The organism is Nostoc sp. UIC 10630, from assembly GCF_010747425.1.
GTDB lineage: Bacteria > Cyanobacteriota > Cyanobacteriia > Cyanobacteriales > Nostocaceae > Nostoc.
This window is the reverse complement of sequence record NZ_JAAGOG010000411.1, coordinates 1-1,925: the sequence shown is the minus strand read 5'-3', so window position 1 is coordinate 1,925 and position 1,925 is coordinate 1. Positions and strand designations below refer to the sequence as shown.

Genomic DNA, 1,925 nt, shown 5'->3' with positions numbered 1-1,925 from the left:
CATTTTATTTGTTTTTTGGGGTGGCGACGTTTTGCCCACCTGAAAAGCTTTAGAAACACTAAATGATCTAATTTTGAGAAAACTTCTTTGCTTACAACCGTTGAGTAATAATTCGTCCATCCCCTGATTATAGGGTTTAGGTGCTTTATTAGTGCCTCTTGAGTGGCTGATTTGTATGCATCAATAATCTCACAAATTCGACCGTAGTGTCTGGTTATTGCTTCCTTATTGGGTTTGATGAGTGTTTTAAAACCTAGTACTTTGGAATGAGCATTTTTCCCTGAACGGGTTTTTCCTACTTTGTACTGTCTAACATTAAATCCGAGAAAATCGAATCCTACTATGACAGTATCATCCGAATTGTTCGGTCTTTGTAAGGTGTGACCAATTCTGGTTTTACTAGGTTTAAACTCTAAGCCCACTTTTTCTAACCATGTTTGGATTCGGTCTTTACATTGGTTAATTACATCATTTGAGGGGTGTAAGATTAAGAAATCATCTGCATACCTGACAAAGGTTAATGCCCTTTGATTCTTACTCTTATTCCCTTTCATGGATAAGGCAATTTTATTCATTTCCTCTTCCATTCCATGTAATGCAATGTTCGCAAGTAAGGGTGAAATTACCCCGCCTTGTGGTACTCCTTCATCCGTTGGTGAGTATTGGTAATTATCCATTACTCCTGACTCTAACCATCTTTTAATTAGACGTTTAAGAGTTGGAAATGTATTAATTTTTTCCAATAACACCTTATGGTTAATTTTATCGAAACATTTTGAAATATCGGCATCTAAGACCCATTTAGGTTTTTGATTGATGCTTATATATATGGCTTCGATAGCATCGTGGACAGAGCGTCCTGGTCTAAATCCATAGTTGTTAACTTCAAAAACAGCTTCCCATTCTGGTTCTAGTGCCAGTTTGGCAAGTGCTTGAGTTGCCCTATCGACCATTGTAGGTATCGAAATCGGTCTTTTTTCATCCCTTCCAGGTTTGGGAATCCATACACGTCTGGTTGGTTTGACCCGGTTTGTTAGCTTTAAGTTTACACTTAAGGCTAGTCTCTTTTTCGGTATGAGCGATTTGATACCATCAACACCTGCGGTGTTTCTACCTTGGTTGTCTTGGGTAACTTTACGTACAGCTAGGGCTTTTGCAGACCATGACCTCATCAGAGTTTTTTGGAGTGAGCGAACTGCTTTAGTATCACCACGACTTGAGGCTTGGAAAATTCTTTTCTGGAGCTTGTAAACGCGACGTTCTAGCTGGTGCCAGGGTATCGCATTCCATTCCACCATCTGATTACTCAGTGTTTTAGACATATTTACTACCCGATTGGGACTTTTCCTTTCAATCCGTCGTAGGTACGTCGGCATATCTTGACTATTACTGCCAAGCATTCGCTTTTTACCTAATCTTTTCCCATATCACATCTGGTTAGCACCTACTTTGAAATCGACCGTTCAAAGAGTAAATATGGAGTTACTTCGTTCCGAAAAACAATTCTGTGTGTCTTTAGAGTGATGCTATTCACCGGGTTTGTTGAGAGTGCGTACTGGTCGTCCGATGCAACGCCAGCCTCTTATCCTTCACCTTTTGGTTGTGGCTTATCAGCCTTATTTAGCCACTGGATGATAACGATGATTCAACACATCTTTAAGCTTGCGCTTTACTCGTGGACACTTTGCTTGGTGGACACCAGTTTAGGCTACCAGTGGAGCCATCTTTCTTCCCCGCTTCAGGCGTTGATGGCTAGTCGCAAACCTGGGGGAAGTGCTGTCACCCCTGCACCTGGGGGGTAGGTTTTTCACCTACATTGTTTTTCAGTTGTCAAGGTTCAGAAAACCAAGCGGCTAATCCCTCTAAGCCTTGTTGGGCTTGATTTATAGCCAACGAATCGCACCATCGGGATCTCCTCGATGGCT

2 protein-coding genes are annotated in these 1,925 nt (G+C 41.5%); one reads left to right on the top strand and one right to left on the bottom strand.

The annotated features are described in order from the left end of the window. Positions 1–1,322, bottom strand: a 1,322-nt coding sequence (ltrA, locus tag G1O98_RS38015) for a group II intron reverse transcriptase/maturase (RefSeq protein WP_163939595.1), incomplete at its 3' end; no start/stop codon positions are given. A 198-nt stretch (positions 1,323–1,520) separates the two neighbouring features. Here ltrA and G1O98_RS38010 point away from each other — a divergent pair. After that, on the top strand, positions 1,521–1,802 hold the full coding sequence (locus G1O98_RS38010; protein ID WP_207794532.1) for a hypothetical protein: 282 nt from the start codon (positions 1,521–1,523) through the stop codon (positions 1,800–1,802). The last annotated feature ends 123 nt before the right edge of the window (positions 1,803–1,925 follow it).